Consider the following 16,589-nt stretch of genomic DNA (forward strand, 5'->3'; position numbering starts at 1 on the left):
CATGTCCGGCGGAATGAGCTTCGAACTGACCGAGGATCAGCAGCTGATCCGGCAGTCGGTCGCCGAACTCGCGGCGAAATTCGACGACCACTACTGGATGACCAAGGACCAGGGGCACGAATTCCCGCAGGAGTTCTACGACGCCATCGCCGGCGGCGGCTGGCTGGGCATGACCATCCCCGAGGAATACGGCGGCCACGGCCTGGGCATCACCGAGGCCACCATCTTGGCCGAGGAAGTGGCGCGATCGGGCGGCGGGATGAACGCCGCCAGCTCGATCCACATGTCGATCTTCGGCATGCAGCCGGTCGTGGTCTTCGGCTCGGACGAGATGAAGGCCGAAACCCTGCCCCGCATCGTCAATGGCGACCTGCACGTGTGCTTCGGCGTCACCGAACCGACCGCGGGCCTCGACACCTCCCGCATCACCACCTTCGCCAAGCGCGACGGCAGCGATTACGTGGTCAACGGCCGCAAGGTCTGGATCTCCAAAGCCCTGGAGTCCGAGAAGATCCTGCTGCTGACCCGCACCACGCCCCGCGACGAAGCGGCGAAACCCACCGACGGCCTGACCCTGTTCCTCACCGACATCGACCGCGACCACGTCGACATCCGGCCGATCACCAAAATGGGCCGCAACGCGGTGTCGTCCAACGAGGTGTTCATCGACGACCTGCGCATCCCGGCCGAACACCGGATCGGTGAAGAGGGCAAGGGCTTTTCCTACATCCTGCACGGGCTCAACCCGGAGCGCATGCTGATCGCCGCCGAGGCGCTGGGCATCGGTCGGGTCGCACTCGACCGTGCGGTCAAGTACGCCAACGAGCGGGTGGTGTTCGACCGGCCGATCGGCATGAACCAGGGCATCCAGTTCCCGCTCGCCGACTCGCTGGCCCGCTTGGACGCCGCCGAGTTGATCCTGCGCAAGGCCACCTGGCTCTACGACAACGGCAAGTCCTGCGGTCGTGAGGCCAATATGGCCAAGTATCTCTGTGCCGATGCCGGGTTCGCAGCCGCCGACCGCGCTTTGCAGACCCACGGCGGGATGGGCTACTCGGAGGAATACAACATCTCCCGGTTCTTCCGCGAGTCCCGCCTGATGAAGATCGCACCAGTCAGCCAGGAGATGATCCTGAACTTCCTGGGTTCCCATGTGCTCGGCCTGCCGAGGAGCTACTGATGGCCGGCTACTTCGACCTGACCGGACGAAGCGCGGTGGTGACCGGGGCAGCCGGCGGCATCGGCTCGGCGGTCGCGGCCGCCCTCGCCGAAGCCGGTGCGGCGGTGCTGGTCACCGACGTTGATGGAGATGCGGCAGCCGCGGTGGCCGAACGGATTTCGTCCTCCGGTGGCCGGGCCGCATCGGCGGCGCTCGATGTCACAGACCAGGACTCGGCCGAGGCGGCCGCCGGCAAGGCCGCGGAACTGGCCGACGGGAAGATCCACATCCTGATCAACAATGCCGGGGTGACCCGCCCGGCGATGTTCGACAAGCTCACCGCCGAGTCGATGCGACTGCTGCTCGACGTGCACACCGTCGGCGCCTTCAACTGCACCCACGCGGTGCTGCCCTACATCCCCACCGACGGCACCGGCCGCATCGTCAACGTGACCTCGGCGGCGGGCCTGACCGGCACCCTCGGGCAGGTCAACTACTCGGCGGCCAAGGCGGCACTGATCGGCTTCACCAAGTCGCTGGCCCGGGAACTGGCGACCAAACAGATCTGCGTCAACGCGCTGGCACCGCTGGCCGCGACCCCGATGACCGAGACCATCCGCACCAATGAGAAGTTTGCGGCCAACATGATGAACCGCATCCCGATGAAGCGCTGGGCCGAGCCCAGCGAGGTCGCCGGCGCGTTCGTCTTCATGGCCTCCGATGCCGCCTCCTACGTCACCGGCCAGGTCTTGCCGGTCGACGGCGGCATGGTGATGTGATGCCGCAGCCCTCAACCGCACCGCTGGCCGGCATCACGGTGGTGGCGCTGGAACAGGCGGTGTCGGCGCCCATGTGCACCCGCGCCCTGGCCGACTTCGGCGCCCGGGTCATCAAGGTGGAAAACCCCGACGGCGGTGACTTCGCCCGCTACTACGACGACGTGGTGCACGGCCAGGCCGCACACTTCGTCTGGGTCAACCGAGGCAAAGAGTCGCTGACCCTGGACCTGAAAAGCGAAGCGGGACGCGAGGTCCTGCACCGGCTGTTGGACCGCGCCGACGTGCTGGTGTCCAACCTCGCACCGGGTGCCACCGCACGGCTGGGTCTTTCCCCCGAGCAGATGGCGCACCGGCACCCGAACGTGATCGCCGTCGAGATCGACGGCTACGGTACCGGCGGACCACTGTCGCACAAACGGGCCTACGACCTACTGGTGCAGGCCGAATCGGGAGTGTGTTCGGTGACCGGCAACCCGGGCGCCCCGGCCAAACCCGGTCCGCCGGTCGCGGACGTCACCACCGGCCTGTACGCGGCACTGTCGATCATGGCGCTGCTGGTCGGCCGCAAAGGAGCAGGTGCCCAAGCTGATTCACCGGCACCGTCGATCAGCGTCAGCCTGTTCGACACGATGGCCGAGATGATGGGCTACCACCTGACCTACGCCCGGCACTCCGGCATCGACCAGCAGCCGCTGGGCATGAGCTCACCCGCGGTGGCGCCCTACGGCGCGTACCCGACCGCGGACGGCCACACCGTGGTACTGGGCACCACCAACGACCGCGAATGGCAGCGGCTGGCCCGGGAACTGCTGGGCCGCAACGATCTCGCCGATGATCCCCGCTTCGCCGGCAACGCCGACCGGGTGGCGAACCGGGCAATCCTGGACGAAGCGATCGCCGCGTGGTGCGCCCGTCACGACCTGGCCCACATCCAGGACGCCGCCGACGCCGCCGGGATCGGCAACGCCCGCTACAACACACCCAGCGACGTGCTGGCGCATCCGCAACTGGCCGAACGCGACCGCTGGCACACCATCGGCACCCCGGCCGGCCCCATCCCGTCGCTGCTGCCGCCGCCGGTGATCTCCGGCTACCAGCCGCCGATGGGGGCGGTGCCGGGCCTGGGTGAACACACCGACACGGTGCTGGACGAACTGGGTCTGACCGGCGAGGAGATCGTCGCCCTGCGCGCCGACGGTGTCATCCGGCAGGCTGGGCGCTGATGGCTTCCGACGAAGTACTGCTTTGCGCCGACCGCGACGGCGTGCGGACGCTGACGCTGAACCGGCCCGCCCGCAAGAACGCGATCAACCCGGAGTTGTGGCGTGCGCTGCGGGACGCGCTGCGCGACGCCGCCGACGACCCCGACCTGCGGGCCCTGGTGATCACCGGCGCCGGCGGGGCGTTCTGCTCGGGCGCTGACATCGGCACACCCGATGACGTGCACCCGGTGGAGAAGCTGCGCCGGCTCTCCGACGTCGCGCTGGCCCTGCACGAGTTGACCATCCCCACCATCGCGAAGGTGGCCGGCGTCGCGGTGGGGGCCGGCTGGAACCTGGCGCTGGGCTGCGACCTGGTGGTGGCGACACCGGAATCGACGTTCTGCCAGATCTTCTCGAAGCGCGGGCTCTCGATCGACCTGGCCGGATCCTGGCTGCTGCCCAAACTTGTCGGACTGCAACAGGCCAAGCGGCTCGCATTGCTGGCCGAGACCATCGATGCCGGCGAGGCGCAGGCATTGAACCTGGTGACCTGGGTGGTGGGTGCCGGCGAGATCGACGACTTCGTCGACGAGCTCGCCGACCGGCTGGCCGCCGGCCCGCCGCGGGCGCTGGCGCAGACCAAGGCGCTGCTCAATCAGGGTGCCGACGCCACCCTGCCCGAGGCCCTGGCCAATGAGGCGCGGGCCCAAATCGTGAACTTCGCGGGCACCGATGCCGCGGAAGCCTATGCGGCGTTCGCCGAGAAACGTCCGCCGCGCTTCACCGGCGGATGGCCGCCGAAGTCAACCAGATCGGAGTAGTCAGATGCGACCCACGGTGATCGTCGGAGCGGTGCGCACCCCCGTCGGAAAGCGCAACGGCGGGCTGGCCGGCACCCATGCCGCGGACCTGTCCGCGATCGTGCTCAACGAACTGATGGAGCGCACCGGAACCGACCCCGGCATCGTCGACGACGTGGTGTGGGGCTGCGTGTCGCAGGTCGGCGATCAGTCCTCCAACATCGGCCGGTACGCGGTGCTGGCCGCGGGCTGGCCCGAGCACGTCCCGGCAACCACCGTCAACCGGGCCTGCGGCTCCAGCCAGCAAGCGTTGGACTTCGCGGTGCAGGCCGTGATGTCGGGCCAGCAGGACATCGTGGTCGCCGGGGGTGTGGAGGTGATGAGTCGGGTGCCACTGGGCGCCGCCCGCGCCACCGGCGAACCCTTCGGCCCGAAAGCGCTTGCCCGCTATGACGGTTTTCAGTTCAACCAGGGCATCGGCGCCGAGATGATCTGCGAGAAATGGGGCTTTGACCGCGCCCAGGTCGATGAATATTCGGCGCGCTCCCACGAGTTGGCCGCCGCCGCCCAGGACATCGGTGCGTTCCGCGATCAGATCGTCCCGGTCGCGTCCGACGGCGGCGTGGTGGACGCCGACGAGGGCATCCGTCGCGGCACCACCGCCGAGAAGCTGGCCGGGCTCAAGCCGGCTTTTCGTGACGACGGATTGATCCACGCCGGCAACTCGTCGCAGATCTCCGACGGCGCCGCAGCGCTTTTGGTGATGAGCGAGGACGAGGCCGCCCGGCGCGGGCTGACCCCGCTGGTGCGCTACACCGCCGGCGCGGTGACCGGCGCCGACCCGGTGCTGATGCTCACCGGGCCCATCCCGGCGACCGCGAAGGTGCTCAAGCGTGCCGGACTGGGCATCGATGAGATCGGCGTATTCGAAGTCAACGAGGCCTTCGCCCCCGTGCCGATGGCGTGGCTGGCCGACACCGGCGCCGACGCCAAGCGGCTCAACCCGCTCGGCGGGGCGATCGCCCTGGGGCACCCGCTCGGCGCATCGGGCGCGGTGCTGATGACCCGGATGATTCACCACATGCGCGACAACGGGATTCGCTACGGCCTGCAGACCATGTGCGAGGGCGGCGGCACCGCCAACGCCACGATCGTCGAGCTGGTCGGTTAGGGGACTGTTCATGCGGCGCGACCTGTTCACCCAGGACCACGAGTCATTCCGGGCCCTGGCCCGCGACTTCGTCGAGAAGCACGTGGTGCCCGAATACCCCAACTGGGAGAAGGCCGGCCGGATGCCCCGCGAGGTGTTCGAGCACCTGGGATCACTGGGGATGCTGGGCATGGCCATCCCCGAGGAGTACGGCGGTGCGGGCGTCGAGGACTACCGCTACAACGTTGTGCTGCAAGAAGAGGCGGCGCGTGCCCTGGTCACGCTCTCCACGGTGCGCACCCAGCTCGAGGTGATCCTGCCGTATTTCCTGCACTACACGAACGACGAACAGCGGGCGCGCTGGTTCCCCGGTATGGCGGCCGGCAAGCTGCTCACCGCGATCGCGATGACCGAGCCCGGCACCGGATCGGATCTGGCCGGGATGCGCACCACCGCCGTGCGAGACGGCGACGACTACATCCTCAACGGAGCCAAGACCTTCATCACCGGCGGCATCCAGGCCGACCTGGTGATCGTGGTGGCCCGCACCTCGACCGACCCCGACAACCGTCGCCACGGGCTGACCCTGTTGGTGGTCGAGGAGGGCATGGCCGGCTTCGAGCGCGGCCGCGAGCTGGACAAGATGGGCTGCAAGGTCCAAGACACCGCCGAGTTGTCCTTCACCGATGTGCGGGTTCCGGTGGCCAACCGGCTCGGGGCCGAGGGCGAGGCCTTCAGCTACCTGGGCCACAACCTCGCCCAGGAGCGGCTCACTGTAGCGGTCGGGTCGGTGGCGCAGGCCCGCTCAGCGCTGGCCGCGACCATCGACTACGTCCAGAACCGCAACGTGTTCGGTTCGCCGGTCGCGTCATTCCAGAACACCAAGTTCGAGTTGGCGGCGGTCTCCACCGAGATCGAGGCGGCCCAGTGCATGCTCGACCGGGCGGTCGCCGACCACGTCGAGGGAGCGTTGTCGGGCGCCGACGCCGCCCGCACCAAACTGTTCTGCACCGAGATGCAGGCCCGGGTCATCGACCGCTGTCTGCAGCTGTTCGGCGGCTACGGCTACATGATGGAATACCCGATCGCCCGGCTGTACACCGATGCGCGCGTGGCCCGGATCTATGCCGGGACCAGCGAGGTGATGAAGATGATCGTCGCCAAGTCGCTGGGTTTGTAGACCGGGATCCCCCGTTTGTAAGCCCGTAACCAAAATTTGTTGGATGAGACCCTTGTCACAGCAGCCCTAACCAACCTACTGTGTGTTCACTTGGTTGGTTAAGCGAAGGAGACCGGTGACGTCACCCCGGCCGTACGCCACACTTCTCGCCAAAGGCGAGGACCGCAGGCAGCGGATTCTGTTGGCGGCTGAGCACCTGCTGGCACGTAACGGCTGGCGCAACACCTCACTGGCGCAGATCGCCCGCAACGCCGGCGTCAGCGCCGCCGGCCTGTTGCACCATTTCGCCTCCAAGGAACAGCTGCTGCACGCGGTGCTCGATGCCCGCGACGCCGACGACGACATTCACGCCGACCGCAGCGGCGACCTCATCGAGGAGATCCAGCGGGTGGCCGAGCGCTTCACCCGGGCACCCGAAATGGTCGGCACCTTCACCGTGCTGCTCGCCGAGAACGTCTTGCCCGAGGCGCCGCTGCATGACCGGATGCTGCACCGGTACCGCAGCGCGCTGGAGATCGTGGCCGACCTGATCCGGCGCGGTATGGACGACGGCCGCTACCGCACAGACCTCAACGCGACCGTCAAGGCCGCGGAGATTATCGCCTTTATCAACGGAATGGAGATGTCATGGCTGCTGGATCCCTCAATACCTCTGACCGAAGTGTTCGCGGGGTACGCGGAAACGCTGGCCCGCGACTTCGCTCCGCAGGAAAAGGACGCCCAGCGGTGAGCGGGGCCGGGGAGCAGGACATGCGTTACCGGTTCGACATCGTGGGCCGTAGCGTCGTCGACGTCGTGATGGCCGCCGGCGGCTGGCTCTATGACCGCGCGACGGCCGGCTGGGACGTCACGGTCTTGATCGATGATGCCTCCAAGGGGCAGGACACCCGCCCCCTGGAGATCCTCGGCGCCAAGGTGCTGGACCTGGCGTCGGTACTCACCCAGTGGGAGCACTGGCCGCACCCGCAGACCATCGCGGTGTGCGCCGAGATGTACGACGGCCACGCCCAGGTACGCCAGGGCGTGATCGACGCGCTGGAGCACAGCAGCACCGAGGTGACCTTGTGGGGCGACGTGCCGGCCGAGTTGGACAGCGACGTCGACGCCCGCCACCACCGGCTCAGCGCGGCCGCGCGCGCCTTCAAGGCGCAGGCGCTGCGCGCGGCCGGCATCGACCCGGCGAGTTCGCACGCCTGGGACGCCCACATCGAGACGTTCCGCTGTGGGCCGGCGGCATGTACCTCGGTCGCGGCGGACCTGAGCCCAGCCAGTTGAGGGGCACGGGCGGCGCGCGACCGACATGATGCCTGACCCGCTGGCACGCTCCCTGGTGCTGGTGACGGACTATCGGGTGCCGGATCCGGCCAGGGTCTGGCCGCTGATGCAGCGACACCGCGACAGGCTTGCCCACCTGGGCGCCCATCACGTGCTGGTTTATACCTCGACAGTGGATTCGGGCCGGGTGCTGGCGGTGATGGCGATCCACGCCGCGCAGCCGGTGGTCGACCTGCTGCGCGATGAGGCCTTCATGGCCTGGTTCGACGCCGTCGGCGTCAGCGACATCCCGGCGGTGTTCGCCGGATCATTGGTGGAGCGCATCGATCTTGCACCGCATGTGTCCGCCGCCGACCCGCCGGGTGTCGTCGTCGCAGCAGTGGCCGAAGTCGGCGACACCCAGGCGTTGATCTCCCACGTTCATGCCACCGAGAAACACTTCACCGCGGCCGGTATCCGAAAGATCCTGATATTCCAGGCCTTCGACAACCCCCGCGAGATCTTCATGCTGCAGGAAGCAGATGACGAACTCGGCGCCGGGCAGTGGATCAACGAACCCGAATTCGCCTCCGAGTGGATCACCCGCGCCGGCGTCGGGATCTATCCGCCGGTGTTCGTCGGTCGCCTGGCGCACCTGATGCGCGTCGGCGACGAATCCGAAACGGCCGACGAGCCGGCCAGTTGAGCGCTTAGTCGCTGGCCGGCAGCGGCTTGGCTTCCTTGATGCTCAGCGGCACGGTGCCGATGCTCAAGGTTCCGGCGCCGGCCTTGGTCACCAGCACCTCGGCGCCGCCCTCATCGACGTAGCGCTTGCCCATCACCGCACCGCCCGAGAAGTCCGGGTCCAGTGTTGCCCCACCGGAAGTAGTGTCGTCCAGCGGCACCATCGGGGCGCCGCCGGCGCGCAGATCGTCGAGGCTGTCGGCGGTCTTGACGACGATGACCTGGGTGTCGCAGACCTGACTCTTCAGGCGGGTGCCGGACTTGATCATTGCGCCCCTTCGGCATTGGCGGTTTGCAGTACGTCGATTTCAGAGACGAGTTCCCGGCGTAACACCTTGCCGGTCGGGGTGGTCGGCAACTCCGACCGGAAGACGATCCGGTCGGGGGTGCGGGATCCTCGCAGCTGCTGTCGAACATACTCGCGCAGTGCCTCGGAATCCGGTGACGCACCCGGTGCCGGCACCACGCACGCGACGATGATCTGTCCCCACTCCGGGTCGGGTGCGCCGACCACCGCGACGTCGCGAACCTCGGGGTGCTCGACCAGTACGTCCTCGATCTCGGCGGGGGCGATGTTCTCCCCGCCCCGGATGATGGTGTCGTCGGAGCGTCCAACGATGTACAGGTAGCCGTCCTCGTCGAGCACGGCAAGGTCGCGGGTGGGAAACCAGCCCTCAGCGTCGAGCACCGATCCGATACCGGTGTATTTGCCCGAAACCTGTTCGCCGCGCACGTATAGCTCGCCGGGTTGTCCGGCTTGCAGCACTCGGCCCTCGTCGTCGCGGATGACGGCTTCGATCCCGGGCACCGCGCGGCCGACCGATCCCAACCGCTTGCGGACGGCTTCCTCGCTGGACGCGTAGGCGGTCCGGTGGTCTTCGGGAGTCAGCACCGCGACCGTCGAACTGGTTTCGGTCAGACCGTAGGCGTTGACGAAGCCCACTTCGGGCAGCAGATCCAGGGCGCGGCGCACCAGCGGCAATGCCACTTTGGAGCCGCCGTAGGCGAGGTTGCGCAGGGTGGCCAGCGGGGTCGGGCGGGCTTCGAGCTCGGAGACGATGCGCTCCAACATGGTTGGGACCACGGTCGCGGTGGTCACCGCCTCGGTGTTGACCAGCCGGATCCATTCCGAGGCGCTGAACCGGCGCAGATAAACCGCTTTGCGTCCGGCGTAGAGATTGCTCAGCGCCGCGCCGACACCGGCGATGTGATACGGCGGAACGCAGACCAGCGCGGCATCCGAGGGCTCCGCGGAGCCGAACTCGACCGTCTGGGTTACATAGCTGGTCAGGTTGTTGTGGGTCAGCTCAACGGCTTTGGGCTTGGACGTGGTCCCCGAGGTGAACAGCACCACCGCCACATCGTCGTGGTCGGGCCACTGCACCGTGGGCGTGGCGGTCTGGGCGCGGGCGCAGAAGGTGTCGGAATCCATGACTGCCACACCGATATCGCCGAGGACGTCGCGGTATTCCTTATCCACCACGACCAGCGGCTGCGGCAGTCGCTCGATCAGCTCCCGCAGCGCCTGGCCGCTGAGCCGGTAATTCAGCGGTGCGAACGGGCGCCCGGACCGCGCCGCGGAGAACAGCAGCAGCGGCAGCATGGCGCCACCCATCCCGACGTAGGCCACGCTGCCGGCGCCGGTCTCCTCGATGACTCCCGCGCCGGCGTCGGCGAGGGCGTTGAGCTCCGCGGTGGTGTAGCGGGCGGTCTCGGAGACGACCGCGACCCGATCCGGGGCGGCGGACACCGCCATCTCCAGCAGCAGCGAAATACTCACCGTTGCGCCCTCCGAACAGCCATGAGAACGACATTATCATTTTTCGGTAGTTTCGATACCGTACGGGCTGTGCCAACACCGCCGCTGGGTACGCTGACGTGCGACATGATCGAAACGGTCGACCTGGAAGCCGCTGGGCCCGACGCCGCGCCCGGCGCCGGGATCACCATCGCGACAGGTGCTCGCTTCGACACCGCGCACGCCGAACACTGGCTACAGCACGCCACCTTCACCCTCACCGAGACCGAGACCATGGATCGCCGGGTGATCACCGTCGCCTCGGCGCCCGAGGCGCTGGCCGAGATCACCGACCGCTGCGCCCGCTGGCCGCACGCCGCGGCGATCTGCGACGACGTGCTGCGCGCCGTGGACCCGGCGGCACCGGCCTGGTCCGGGGTGGTCACCGAATCGTTGGCCTACTCGGTGCTGCAAGCCGGCCCGGAGTTCGCCGACTGGCTGGCGGCGCGCGGCCCGGCCACCGTGCCGACGGCCGCCGACCCCCTGCTGCTCGACCGCGACGGCGACATTTTGCGACTGCGCTTCAACCGGCCGCAGCGCCACAACGCGTTCGACAACGCGACGCGGGCCGTTCTGCTCGACGGACTGGCCGTGGCCGCCGCCGACCCCGCGATCGACGAGGTGGTGCTCAGCGGAGTCGGACCGTCGTTCTGCAGCGGCGGCGACCTCGCCGAGTTCGGCGGGTTCACCGATGTGCCCAGCGCCCATCTGGCCCGCACCCGGCACAGCCCCGCGCTGGCGCTGGACGCGCTGACCGCTCGGCTGGGCGCGCGGTGCCGCGCCGAGATCCATGGCCAGGTGCTGGGCAGCGGGCTGGAGATGGCCGCCTTCTGCGGCTGGATACGAGCGCACCCCGCCACGGTGCTGGGCCTGCCGGAGCTGAGCCTCGGGCTGATCCCGGGCGCGGGCGGCACGGTCAGCGTCACCCGCCGCATCGGCCGGTGGCGCACCGCCTATCTCATCCTGTCCGGCCGCACCATCGACGCGGCGACCGCGCTGCGCTGGGGCCTGGTCGACGAGATCGCGTCGTGACTGCCGAGCAAGCCTGGGGTGCGTCGGGGCTGGCCTGGCTGACCGGTCAGCCCGACGGCCGCCCGGATTTCTCCCGGGCCGCGGTGCTGCAGCGCGCCACGCACGTGCTGGGAAGCTTCACCGCTGCGACCGGTGTGCAGGCCGACGCCGCGGAGCTATTGGCCGGGCGGGCCGGGCTGCTGGGCTGGACGCGCGGCGGGCGGATTTCGGCCGGGGGAGCCTCGCGGCTGTTGGCCGGCGCGGACGGTTGGTGGGCGCTCACGCTTTCGCGCGCCGACGACCTCGACGCCGTGCCCGCCCTGATCGAAGCCGAGTGCTGCGATCCATGGGCGGGGGTCGTCGGCTGGTCTTCGACGCGGCCGGTGGCCGAGGTCGTGGGGCGGGCTCGGCTGCTGGATCTGCCCGCCGCCGCGCTGGGCGAGACCGCCCCCGGAGCGCCGGCGGTGCGCCGAGTCGGCCCGGCGGGCCCGGCCTGTGTTCTACGCGGAGCGCTTGTCGTCGACCTGACTTCACTGTGGGCCGGCCCGTTGTGCGGGCAACTGTTGGCGCGGGCCGGGGCGACGGTGATCAAGGTGGAAAGTTCATCGCGCCCCGACGGCACCCGCGCCGGGTCCAGCACCTTCTTCGACTGGATGAACGGCGGAAAGCTTTCCTGTGCATTGGATTTCGACCGCGATGCCAGGGCCCTGGCCGAGCTGCTGGCCGCCGCCGATGTGGTGTTGGAGGGCTCGCGGCCGGCCGCCCTGGCCCGCCGCGGCCTAGGACCGCTCGACGTGGCCGGCCGGCCCGGGCGGGTATGGCTGCAGATCACCGCCCACGGTGCCGAGCGCGGCTACGTTGGGTTCGGCGACGATGCCGCGGTCGCCGGCGCCCTGGTGGGTGATGGCCCGGTGTTCTGCGGCGACGCCATCGCCGACCCGCTGACCGGCATCGAAGCCGCTGCGGCGGTTGCCGATTCGTTGGCCCGCGGCGGCGGCGAGCTGATCACGGTGGCGCTGGCCACCGTCGCCGCCAACTACGCCGCCCTGCCCAAACATGCTCCGGCCGGCGAGGCTCCGGCCCTGCCGCCGCCCCGTCCCCGCATCGAGGCGGCCGGGCCGGCGCTGGGCGCCGACAACACAAGCATCCGCGAACTCATGGCGGCGCGGTGCTGATCCAGCGAGCGGTACTGCTCGACGGGTCGCGGCTCGACATCCGGCTCGGCGACACCATCGAGGAAATCGCACCGGCGTTGACGGCGCACCGCGGCGAAGACGTCCTCGACGTGGGCGACGCGACCGTGATTCCCGGACTGCACGATCATCACGTGCACCTGCGGTCGGCGGCCGCGGCGCTCGATTCGGTGTGCCTGGGTCCGCCGCTGGTGCGCACCCTCGATGAACTCGCCGTCGCACTGCGGGCCGCTACCCCCGACTCCGACGGCTGGGTGCGGGGCTACGGCTACCACGAATCCGTCGCCGGCGAACTCACCGCCAAACTGTTGGATCGGTTCGCACCGCAGCTGCCGGTGCGGGTGGCGCATCGCAGCGGCGCGCTGTGGGTGCTCAACTCGGCCGGCCTGGCACGCATCGGGATGACCGACCGGCCTGACGGGCGACTGCTGCGCGCCCACGGCGATCCCGCGCCCCGACTCCCGCACCGCGAACCCTCGCTGGCCCGGTTGAGCCGGCAGCTGGCGGCGCGCGGAGTCACCGGAATCACCGACGCCACACCAGGCCATGGCGACGCCGACATCGCCGCGTTCGCCGCCGCCCGCGACGACGGCGCGCTGCTGCAGCGGCTGCACTGCCTGGCACCGGCCGGGGCCACGGCAGCGCCCGGGGTCACCATCGGGCCGACCAAGATCATCCTCGACGACGAAACCCTGGACCTGGAGGCGCTGGTAAAAACCGTGTCCGACAACCACTCCCGCGACCACGGCGTGGCACTGCACTGCGTCACCGATGCCCAGTTCACCGTCGCCATCGCCGCCTGGCAGGCCGCCGGCGCGCACCCCGACGACCGCATCGAACACGCGGCGGTGGTACCCGAGGACCGGCTGGTCGACCTCGCCGCACTCGGGATCACCGTCGTCACCCAACCCAACTTCGTCGCCGAGCGCGGCGACGATTACCTCGCCACCATCGAAGCCGCGCGTCATCACGAACTGTGGCGGGTTGCGTCGTTGCAACGCAACGCAATTCCGGTGGCATTGTCCACCGACACGCCATTCGGCGACGGTGACCCGTGGGCGGCCATGCGCGCCGCTGTCCACCGGACCACGCCCAGCGGCGCCGTGCTGGGGCCGGGGGAGCGGATCTCGGCTCGAGCCGCTTTGCAGGGATTCACCGGCCACGCCGATCGGCCCGCCACGCCGCGCAGTATCGCCGTCGGTGAGCCCGGCGATCTATGTGTGCTCAGCGGTGATCCGCTTGCCCTCGACGCCGGTCTGGTGGCGTTCACGATCGTCGCCGGTGCCGTGGTCCACGGCGGTCGGTAGCCTGGCTAGATAGTTTGCGAATTTCGAGAGAGGCATCGATGACGCGCACGGACAGTGACAGCTGGGACTTGGCCACCAGTGTGGGGGCGACCGCGACCATGGTGGCGGCGCAGCGCGCCCTGGCCACCTCGGGACCGGACAAGCTGATCAACGACCCCTGGGCGGCACCGCTGGTGCGCGCGGTGGGCATCGACTTCTTCACCCGGATGGTCGACGGTGACATCCCGGTCGTCGAGGGCGGCGAGTTCGACCCGATCCGGATGGGCCACGGCATGGGCGTGCGGACCCGATTCTTCGACGAGCACTTCCTGTCGGCGACCCGCAGCGGGATCCGCCAGGCGGTCATCCTCGCCTCCGGGTTGGATTCCCGCGCGTACCGCCTGGACTGGCCGGCGGGCACCGTGGTCTACGAGGTCGACCTGCCGGAAGTCATCGAGTTCAAGACCACCACCCTGCGTGACCTGGGGGCGCAGCCGACCGCCGAGCGCCGCACCGTCGCCATCGACCTGCGCGACGACTGGCCGGCCGCCCTGCAGGCCGCCGGATTCGACCCGCAGGCCGCGACCGTGTGGAGCGCCGAGGGCCTGCTGATCTACCTGCAGCCCGACGCCCAGGACGCCCTCTTCGACACCATCAAGTCGCTGAGTGCACCGGGCAGCCGGGTGGCCTGCGAGTTCATCAGCGACACGTCGGTGTTCGCCAGCCCCGCGTGGCGTGAACACCGGGAGAAGATGTCGGCGCTGGGGTTCGAAGTGGAAATCGGCGACCTGGTCTACCACGGCGAGCGCAACCACATCATCGAGTACCTGACCGGCGCGGGCTGGACGGTGACGGGCCGCCAAGTCCGCGACCTCTACGCCGAGTGCGGCTTGGAGTACGGCGATGACGAACTGGCGATCGCGTTCGACGACATGACCTACTTGAGTGCAGTTTTGCCTGGGCCCGCGGTATGAAAAGGGTCACAGGTCGGGGATCGGGCGACGGGAATCCGCGGTACTAGCGCGACGGTGGTGTGGTGCCCCCAGCAGGGCTCGAACCTGCGGCCTGCGGATTACAAGTCCGTGGTTCTTCCCTTCCGTTTCCGTAAGTTACTCGCCGATCCGGGAGACTTTGGTTACGGCATGGCATGAAAACAGCCACTTTTAGGGAGCGGGGGCTCCAACATCGGCTGTATGCAGGCTGGCACCAGCAAGATCTGGCGGCATGACATCCACACTCGCCCTCATCGACTGGGAGATCTGGCAAACCGCTCAGCGACTTTCACGTGTAACTATCGACGAACGACTCCGTGTCGTGCGCCGACTACACGCCGAGACCGGCGAACAACCACTGCACATCGATGCTGCCGGCATTGTCCGTTGGCTCGCCAACCACGACGACTGGTCTGATGGCACGAACTGTACGTACACGTCATATCTGTCGGCATGGTTCAAGTGGCTCCAGATCACCGACCGCCGCCTCGACAACCCCATGGTCAAGATCGGTACTCCACGCACACCCGACCGGGAACCGCGGCCCATCACCGATGCTGACGTGATCAAGCTCCTACAGACCCGTATGTGGGACACCACCAGACGGATGATTCTCCTGGCTCTTCTCGCCGGCCTACGCGTCCACGAGATCGCCAAGATCCGCAGCGAGGACTTTGACCTGTCCGCTGGGCTTCTGTGGGTGAATGGCAAGGGCCGCAGATTGAAGTCAGTGCCCCTTCATCCACTACTCGTGGAAGTAGCCTCGGAAATGCCATCTGCCGGCTGGTGGTTCCCGATGCGTGGCTACGAGGGTGACCACATCTTGGCGAAATCAGTGTCCGACATCATCGGCCGCACCATGCGCCGAGCGGGTGTTCGCGGTACGGCCCACTGCTTGAGGCACTGGTTCGCCACGACGCTGCTCGACTCGGGCGTCGACATTCGGGTTGTGCAAGAGCTGATGCGGCACAAGTCGCTGGCGACGACGCAGATCTACACCAAGGTCTCTACCGAGCGTCGGCAAGAAGCGATCGGTGTGCTCGACCCGTGGCGCGGGCTGAAGTCTCCCGCGGAACAGCTTTCGAGCCTGCAGTCGGTGTCGTAACGTGCATGCCATGGCTCGTCGATCGCCATGGCTCGATGATCGCACTGCACTGCTGCTGCAACTCCTGGCAAGGCACGGACTGACGATCGCCGAGGACGTGGCACGCGAGGATATCTCCCGCCAGCTCGATCGAGTTGCTGAACGATTGCGGATCGAGCGGAAGTCAGCCAAGCGGTACCTCACTGATGAGTGGGTGCAGAGTTTCGCCGATCGCATTGCCCGCGAGGCGTTTCACCGAGACAACCCGGACGGCGGCACCCCGCCGCTGCGAGTCGTTGAGTAGCGGCGTACCGAGTTTGGTCCGGCGGATCAGACCTCGTCGCGGAGCTCCTGTGGCACGGGCGGGGCCGGCGCGCCGGGCGCGTGGTTGGTTGCCCAGGTCATCCACTCGCGGATGTGGCGGACGGCGGCCCTGAACAAGTGCTTGAACTCGTCGCGCTGGCCTTCAACGGCCCGCAACCGGTCGGTGAGGTCTTTGACTTGCGATGCGGTGCGGGCCTGCCACGCACCGAGCAAGGCGACGATGACTGCGCCGGCAGCCTGGATGGTCTCCGCGTTCAGCTCATGCACCCGCGTCCCCTTCGTCGTCCCGAGCGAGTTCGCCGGTGAAACGGAGCCAGGCGCGGGAGACAAGCCAGATGCCCAGGCCGGTGAGGACGCGGGAGAGGGTGGAGAAGGCCCCGGTCCACCCGACACTGAGGTTGACGCCGGCGACGTGCAGGGCAGCCTGTAGGGCGAGCGTGAGCGCGAGCGTGTCCGAGACGGCGATCGCCAGGTTGCGGCGGATGATGGCGCGGCCGCCCCACGCTGCGATGAGTCGGTCACGCAAGCCGGGTGAGTTGTTGGCGCGATGGGTCATGGGGCGTGTTCCGTCTCTGTCGGGGATGGTTTATCGAGGTGTGGTGAAACCCGCAGGTCAGCCATCCCTTGTGCTCA

The 16,589-nt window shown here is 68.5% G+C and carries 19 protein-coding genes; 15 read left to right on the top strand and 4 right to left on the bottom strand.

What is annotated here, in order from left to right; translation table 11 throughout:
- Window position 1: 1 nt before the first annotated feature.
- From ACKY0X_RS03665 to ACKY0X_RS03705, 9 genes are all read left to right on the top strand, one after another.
- Window positions 2-1,180, top strand: coding sequence for an acyl-CoA dehydrogenase family protein (locus ACKY0X_RS03665; protein WP_409428350.1), 1,179 nt, complete (start codon window positions 2-4; stop codon window positions 1,178-1,180).
- Window positions 1,180-1,938: an SDR family NAD(P)-dependent oxidoreductase gene (locus tag ACKY0X_RS03670; RefSeq protein ID WP_409428351.1), complete on the top strand. Its 759-nt coding sequence runs from the start codon at window positions 1,180-1,182 to the stop codon at window positions 1,936-1,938. The genes ACKY0X_RS03665 and ACKY0X_RS03670 overlap by 1 nt, the downstream gene beginning before the upstream one ends.
- Window positions 1,938-3,161, top strand: coding sequence for a CaiB/BaiF CoA transferase family protein (locus ACKY0X_RS03675; RefSeq protein ID WP_409428352.1), 1,224 nt, complete (start codon window positions 1,938-1,940; stop codon window positions 3,159-3,161). The genes ACKY0X_RS03670 and ACKY0X_RS03675 overlap by 1 nt, the downstream gene beginning before the upstream one ends.
- Window positions 3,161-3,961 (top strand): enoyl-CoA hydratase/isomerase family protein, encoded by an 801-nt coding sequence (locus ACKY0X_RS03680; RefSeq protein WP_409428353.1) that lies wholly within the window; start codon window positions 3,161-3,163, stop codon window positions 3,959-3,961. Before ACKY0X_RS03675 ends, ACKY0X_RS03680 begins: the two co-directional genes overlap by 1 nt.
- Before the next feature lie 4 nt (window positions 3,962-3,965).
- Window positions 3,966-5,111 (top strand): thiolase family protein, encoded by a 1,146-nt coding sequence (locus ACKY0X_RS03685; RefSeq protein WP_409428354.1) that lies wholly within the window; start codon window positions 3,966-3,968, stop codon window positions 5,109-5,111.
- Window positions 5,112-5,121: 10 nt separating this feature from the next.
- A complete protein-coding gene (locus ACKY0X_RS03690) occupies window positions 5,122-6,270 on the top strand; it encodes an acyl-CoA dehydrogenase family protein (protein WP_409428355.1) in 1,149 nt (382 codons plus the stop codon).
- Between the two features lie 115 nt (window positions 6,271-6,385).
- Window positions 6,386-7,000 carry a TetR/AcrR family transcriptional regulator gene (locus ACKY0X_RS03695; RefSeq protein WP_409428356.1) on the top strand — a complete coding sequence of 205 codons (615 nt, stop codon included), beginning with the start codon at window positions 6,386-6,388 and terminating at the stop codon, window positions 6,998-7,000.
- Window positions 7,001-7,020: 20 nt separating this feature from the next.
- Window positions 7,021-7,545 (top strand): hypothetical protein, encoded by a 525-nt coding sequence (locus ACKY0X_RS03700; RefSeq protein ID WP_409429489.1) that lies wholly within the window; start codon window positions 7,021-7,023, stop codon window positions 7,543-7,545.
- Window positions 7,546-7,573: 28 nt separating this feature from the next.
- Complete coding sequence (locus tag ACKY0X_RS03705) at window positions 7,574-8,230, top strand: fatty-acid--CoA ligase (protein WP_409429490.1); 657 nt, start codon at window positions 7,574-7,576, stop codon at window positions 8,228-8,230.
- Between the two features lie 4 nt (window positions 8,231-8,234).
- Here ACKY0X_RS03705 and ACKY0X_RS03710 read toward each other — a convergent pair whose 3' ends face one another.
- Both ACKY0X_RS03710 and ACKY0X_RS03715 read right to left on the bottom strand, forming a co-directional pair.
- Entirely contained in the window at window positions 8,235-8,537 is a 303-nt protein-coding gene (locus ACKY0X_RS03710; protein WP_409428357.1) for a hypothetical protein, read from the bottom strand.
- Window positions 8,534-10,048 (bottom strand): class I adenylate-forming enzyme family protein, encoded by a 1,515-nt coding sequence (locus tag ACKY0X_RS03715; RefSeq protein ID WP_409428358.1) that lies wholly within the window; start codon window positions 10,046-10,048, stop codon window positions 8,534-8,536. The genes ACKY0X_RS03710 and ACKY0X_RS03715 overlap by 4 nt, the downstream gene beginning before the upstream one ends.
- Before the next feature lie 105 nt (window positions 10,049-10,153).
- Between ACKY0X_RS03715 and ACKY0X_RS03720 the strand changes: the two genes are divergently transcribed.
- From ACKY0X_RS03720 to ACKY0X_RS03745, 6 genes are all read left to right on the top strand, one after another.
- The gene (locus ACKY0X_RS03720) at window positions 10,154-11,098 is read left to right on the top strand and encodes an enoyl-CoA hydratase/isomerase family protein (protein WP_409429491.1); all 945 of its coding nucleotides are present in this window, start codon (window positions 10,154-10,156) and stop codon (window positions 11,096-11,098) included.
- A complete protein-coding gene (locus tag ACKY0X_RS03725) occupies window positions 11,095-12,252 on the top strand; it encodes a CoA transferase (protein ID WP_409428359.1) in 1,158 nt (385 codons plus the stop codon). The genes ACKY0X_RS03720 and ACKY0X_RS03725 overlap by 4 nt, the downstream gene beginning before the upstream one ends.
- Window positions 12,246-13,577 carry an amidohydrolase family protein gene (locus tag ACKY0X_RS03730; protein ID WP_409428360.1) on the top strand — a complete coding sequence of 444 codons (1,332 nt, stop codon included), beginning with the start codon at window positions 12,246-12,248 and terminating at the stop codon, window positions 13,575-13,577. Before ACKY0X_RS03725 ends, ACKY0X_RS03730 begins: the two co-directional genes overlap by 7 nt.
- A gap of 38 nt (window positions 13,578-13,615) precedes the next feature.
- Complete coding sequence (locus ACKY0X_RS03735; RefSeq protein WP_409428361.1) at window positions 13,616-14,530, top strand: class I SAM-dependent methyltransferase; 915 nt, start codon at window positions 13,616-13,618, stop codon at window positions 14,528-14,530.
- 250 nt (window positions 14,531-14,780) lie between these two features.
- Entirely contained in the window at window positions 14,781-15,653 is an 873-nt protein-coding gene (locus ACKY0X_RS03740) for a tyrosine-type recombinase/integrase (RefSeq protein WP_409428362.1), read from the top strand.
- Between the two features lie 10 nt (window positions 15,654-15,663).
- Complete coding sequence (locus ACKY0X_RS03745) at window positions 15,664-15,936, top strand: hypothetical protein (protein WP_409428363.1); 273 nt, start codon at window positions 15,664-15,666, stop codon at window positions 15,934-15,936.
- A gap of 26 nt (window positions 15,937-15,962) precedes the next feature.
- On the opposite strand, the gene ACKY0X_RS03750 is transcribed toward ACKY0X_RS03745, so the two are convergent.
- Entirely contained in the window at window positions 15,963-16,214 is a 252-nt protein-coding gene (locus ACKY0X_RS03750) for a hypothetical protein (RefSeq protein ID WP_409429492.1), read from the bottom strand.
- Between the two features lies 1 nt (window position 16,215).
- Complete coding sequence (locus ACKY0X_RS03755; protein WP_409428364.1) at window positions 16,216-16,512, bottom strand: hypothetical protein; 297 nt, start codon at window positions 16,510-16,512, stop codon at window positions 16,216-16,218.
- Between the last annotated feature and the right edge of the window lie 77 nt (window positions 16,513-16,589).

Source organism: Mycobacterium sp. SMC-11 (assembly GCF_046250095.1).
Taxonomy (GTDB): Bacteria; Actinomycetota; Actinomycetes; order Mycobacteriales; family Mycobacteriaceae; genus Mycobacterium; species Mycobacterium heraklionense_A.

Bases quoted from the DNA above. Each gene is read 5' to 3' on its own strand.
- ACKY0X_RS03720 (WP_409429491.1), top strand. From the start codon at position 10,154: ATGATCGAAACGGTCGACCTGGAAGCCGCTGGGCCCGACGCCGCGCCC.
- ACKY0X_RS03740 (WP_409428362.1), top strand. From the start codon at position 14,781: ATGACATCCACACTCGCCCTCATCGACTGGGAGATCTGGCAAACCGCT.
- ACKY0X_RS03735 (WP_409428361.1), top strand. From the start codon at position 13,616: ATGACGCGCACGGACAGTGACAGCTGGGACTTGGCCACCAGTGTGGGG.
- ACKY0X_RS03700 (WP_409429489.1), top strand. From the start codon at position 7,021: ATGCGTTACCGGTTCGACATCGTGGGCCGTAGCGTCGTCGACGTCGTG.
- ACKY0X_RS03685 (WP_409428354.1), top strand. From the start codon at position 3,966: ATGCGACCCACGGTGATCGTCGGAGCGGTGCGCACCCCCGTCGGAAAG.
- ACKY0X_RS03670 (WP_409428351.1), top strand. From the start codon at position 1,180: ATGGCCGGCTACTTCGACCTGACCGGACGAAGCGCGGTGGTGACCGGG.
- ACKY0X_RS03705 (WP_409429490.1), top strand. From the start codon at position 7,574: ATGCCTGACCCGCTGGCACGCTCCCTGGTGCTGGTGACGGACTATCGG.
- ACKY0X_RS03755 (WP_409428364.1), bottom strand. From the start codon at position 16,512: ATGACCCATCGCGCCAACAACTCACCCGGCTTGCGTGACCGACTCATC.
- ACKY0X_RS03690 (WP_409428355.1), top strand. From the start codon at position 5,122: ATGCGGCGCGACCTGTTCACCCAGGACCACGAGTCATTCCGGGCCCTG.
- ACKY0X_RS03680 (WP_409428353.1), top strand. From the start codon at position 3,161: ATGGCTTCCGACGAAGTACTGCTTTGCGCCGACCGCGACGGCGTGCGG.
- ACKY0X_RS03745 (WP_409428363.1), top strand. From the start codon at position 15,664: ATGGCTCGTCGATCGCCATGGCTCGATGATCGCACTGCACTGCTGCTG.
- ACKY0X_RS03710 (WP_409428357.1), bottom strand. From the start codon at position 8,537: ATGATCAAGTCCGGCACCCGCCTGAAGAGTCAGGTCTGCGACACCCAG.
- ACKY0X_RS03665 (WP_409428350.1), top strand. From the start codon at position 2: ATGTCCGGCGGAATGAGCTTCGAACTGACCGAGGATCAGCAGCTGATC.
- ACKY0X_RS03675 (WP_409428352.1), top strand. From the start codon at position 1,938: ATGCCGCAGCCCTCAACCGCACCGCTGGCCGGCATCACGGTGGTGGCG.